This is a genomic window from Limimaricola litoreus (assembly GCF_024159025.1).
Lineage (GTDB): Bacteria > Pseudomonadota > Alphaproteobacteria > Rhodobacterales > Rhodobacteraceae > Limimaricola > Limimaricola litoreus.
The window spans coordinates 1-3,249 of sequence record NZ_JAMYXC010000149.1; the positions used below are offsets into that span (position 1 = coordinate 1).

The 3,249-nt window shown below is 70.9% G+C and carries 3 protein-coding genes and 1 pseudogene; 2 read left to right on the top strand and 2 right to left on the bottom strand.

Going from position 1 to position 3,249, the window contains the following annotated elements; all coding sequences use genetic code 11:
* Positions 1 to 784: divergent polysaccharide deacetylase family protein (locus NHG85_RS09875; RefSeq protein ID WP_253331946.1), on the top strand; the 784-nt coding region annotated here is incomplete at its 5' end.
* A gap of 115 nt (positions 785 to 899) precedes the next feature.
* Positions 900 to 1,304 carry a DoxX family protein gene (locus NHG85_RS09880; protein ID WP_253331948.1) on the top strand — a complete coding sequence of 135 codons (405 nt, stop codon included), beginning with the start codon at positions 900 to 902 and terminating at the stop codon, positions 1,302 to 1,304.
* Positions 1,305 to 1,349: 45 nt separating this feature from the next.
* On the opposite strand, the gene trpE is transcribed toward NHG85_RS09880, so the two are convergent.
* Together trpE and NHG85_RS09890 are read right to left on the bottom strand one after the other, a co-directional pair.
* Positions 1,350 to 2,858 carry an anthranilate synthase component I gene (gene trpE / locus NHG85_RS09885; RefSeq protein ID WP_253331950.1) on the bottom strand — a complete coding sequence of 503 codons (1,509 nt, stop codon included), beginning with the start codon at positions 2,856 to 2,858 and terminating at the stop codon, positions 1,350 to 1,352.
* Between the two features lie 6 nt (positions 2,859 to 2,864).
* Positions 2,865 to 3,249, bottom strand: a pseudogene (locus NHG85_RS09890) (peptidylprolyl isomerase); the annotation flags it as partial.

Sequence of the window (3,249 nt, forward strand, 5' to 3'; positions counted from 1 at the left end):
CGGGCTCGACGAGGATGCCGTCGCGGTGCGCCGGGCCGGGGCATCCCGCGGGACACGGGACGAAACGCAGGCCGCCCCCGCGTTCGACGATGACGCGCCGGCGCTGCTGCGCTTCGCGGCGGCCGACACGGCGAATGGCGGCCAGCCGCGCCTTTCGGTGGTGCTGATCGACGATGGCAAAATCGACGCGCCGGTTGCCGCCGCCTCCAGCATTCCCTTTCCGGTCACCATCGCGATCGACCCCGAGATGCCGCAGGCGCGGAACCGCGCCGCGCGCTGGCGCGCCGCGGGCTACGAGATCGCCGCCATGGCGCGGCTGCCGGACAATGCCGCGCCTTCGGATGTCGAGACGGCCTATGACACGGCCTTCGAGACGCTGCCCGAGACCGTGGCGCTGCTCGATGCAGGCGGCGCGGGGCTCACCTCCGACAACGCGGTGACGGCGCGGGCGCTGGAGCGTCTGGCGCAGGACGGGCGTGGCCTCGCGGCGCTGTCCGAGGGGCTGGCCACGCCGCTGCGTCAGGCGCGCGGGCAGGGCGTGCCCGCGGTCGAGATCTACCGCGACCTGGGTCAGGTCGGGCAGGACGACCGGGTCATCCGGCGCTTTCTCGATCAGGCCGCCTTTCGCGCACGCCAGCAAGGCGCGGTGGCGCTGATGGGGCGGCTCAATCCCGAGACGATCACCGCGCTGACGCTCTGGGGCAACCGCACGGATCGCGAAGGCGTCGCCCCGGCGCCGCTCAGCGCGCTGCTGCAGATGCAGGGCACGGGTCTGGCGAAGTAACCGGTAGTGTCGGCAGAGGCAGGTGCGCGCCTGCGCACAGACCCGGTGATTTGACGGCGGCGGGGCAAGGCGGCAATCGGGGGACAATCGCCCCTTTCAGATCGGACCCTTGCAGATGACCACCCATACCCCCGACTCCCGGCTTGCCAGCCGCGCGCCCGAAACGCTCAGCCTGCTGCGCATCGTCAGCGCGCTGATTTTTTTGCTGCATGGCAGCCAGAAGCTCTTCGCCTTTCCGCCGACCGAGCAGCAACCGCCTTTGGCCTCGCTGATGGGTGTGGGCGGTGTGCTGGAGCTCATTGGCGGGCTGCTGCTGCTCGCCGGGCTCTTCACCCGGCCCGTGGCCTTCGTGCTCTCGGGCATGATGGCGGTGGCCTACTGGATGTTCCACGCGCCGGGCAGCCTCTATCCGACGCTCAACGGCGGCGATGCGGCGATCCTCTACTGCTTCGTGTTTCTCTACATCTTCGTCGCGGGCCCCGGGCCGTGGAGCCTTGACGCGATGATGCGCCGCCGCTGAAGGCCGAATGCGAATAGGGCGGGCTGATCCCCGCCCTTTGTCGCCTCAGCCGTTGCCCTCGGGGCGGAACATCGCGGCATCCGCCGCCGCGCGCCTGAGCGCGTTGGATTTGTGCACCGTCTCCTGGTACTCGGCCTCGGGGTCGCTGTCGTGGACCACGCCGCCACCGGCCTGAATGTAGAGCTTGCCATCCTGCACCACCGCCGTGCGCAGCGCGATGCACATGTCCATGTCGCCACCGGCGCTGAAATAGCCCAGGCCCCCGCCATAGACGCCGCGCTTTTCGGGCTCCAGCTCGTCGATGATCTCCATCGCCCGCACCTTGGGCGCGCCCGACACGGTCCCCGCCGGCAGCCCCGCCAGAAGCGCCGAGAGCGCGTCCTGCCCCTCGTACAGCTCGCCCACCACGTTCGACACGATGTGCATGACGTGGGAATAGCGCTCGATGATGAAGCGCTCGGTCGGGCGCACGGTGCCGGGCTTCGCCACCCGGCCCACGTCGTTGCGGCCCAGATCTAGCAGCATCAGGTGCTCGGAGAGCTCCTTGGCGTCGGCCAGAAGGCTCTCCTCGTTGGCGCGGTCCTCCTCGGGCGTGGCGCCGCGCGGCCGGGTGCCCGCGATGGGCCGGATCGTCACCTCGCCGCCCATGACCCGGACGAGGATCTCGGGGCTGGCGCCGACGACCTGGTAGCCGCCGAAGTTGAAGTAGAACATGAAGGGCGAGGGGTTGGTGCGCCGCAGGCTGCGATAGAGCGCGAAGGGCGGCTCGGGAAAATCCTGCGTCCAGCGCTGGGCCGGGACGACCTGAAAGATGTCGCCCGCGCGGATGTACTTCTTGGCCTTCTCGACGGCGGCCAGATAGCCCTCATGGGTGAAGTTCGACACCGGCTCCGACAGGGGCGCGGGCGCCTGCAGCGCGCGGGCCTCGCGCGGCACGGGGCGGTCGAGCGCGCGCATCGCCTCGGTCACCCGCTCGGCGGCCTGGGCAAAGGCGGCGCGGGCGGATTGCTCCCGCCCGGCCCAGACGGGGGCGACGAGGATCACCTCGCCCTTCACCCCGTCGAGCACCGCCACCACAGTGGGGCGCATCATCACCGCGTCGGGCAGGCCGAGCGGGTCGGGGTTCACGTTCGGCAGCTTTTCCACCAGCCGGATCATGTCGTAGCCCAGATAGCCGAACAGCCCGGCCGAGGCGGCGGGCAGGTCCTCGGGCAGGTCGATCCGGCTTTCGGCGAGGATGGCGCGCAGCGTGTCGAGCGGGTGGCCCTCGATCTCCTCATAGGCCTCGTCGTCGTAGCGCGCGGCGCGGTTGACGCGGCTCGTCTCGCCGCGACATTCCCAGATCAGGTCGGGGTTCATGCCGATGATCGAATAGCGCCCGCGCGCCTCGCCCCCCGTCACGCTCTCCAGGATGAAGGCGTGCTTTCCGGCGTTGGCCAGCTTGAGCATCAACGAGACCGGCGTGTCGAGATCGGCGGCGAGCCGGGTCCAGACCACCTGGTTCTCCCCCGCCTCGAAGCCTTGGCGGAACGTCTCGAAATCGGGGCTGAGCATGGCGTCTTACCTGAAGGAGGAGTGGACCGCCTGGACGGCGGCATCGTCGATGCGGATCTCGGTGCGGGCCTGCACGGCGTTGGCGTAGGCGGCGTAGATGTCCTGCGCGAGGCCGGTGCCGATCCGCGCCTCGATCGCCTGCCGCTCGGCGGTCACGCCCGCGTCGTCCTCGGCCGGGGGATGGGCGGCGTCGAGCCGGACCACGGCGGTGTAGCCATCGCCCGACACCACGCGGGCCTCGCCCTCTTCCATCTCGAAGACCGCGCGCACGAAGCCCGGGCCGGTGCCCTCGACAAAGGCGCGGCGGGTGAGGTTGCGCGCCTCGCGCGGGGCGAGCCCCGCCGCCTCGAAGCTCTCGCCCGCCGCGATGCGCGCGGCCAGCGCCTCGGCC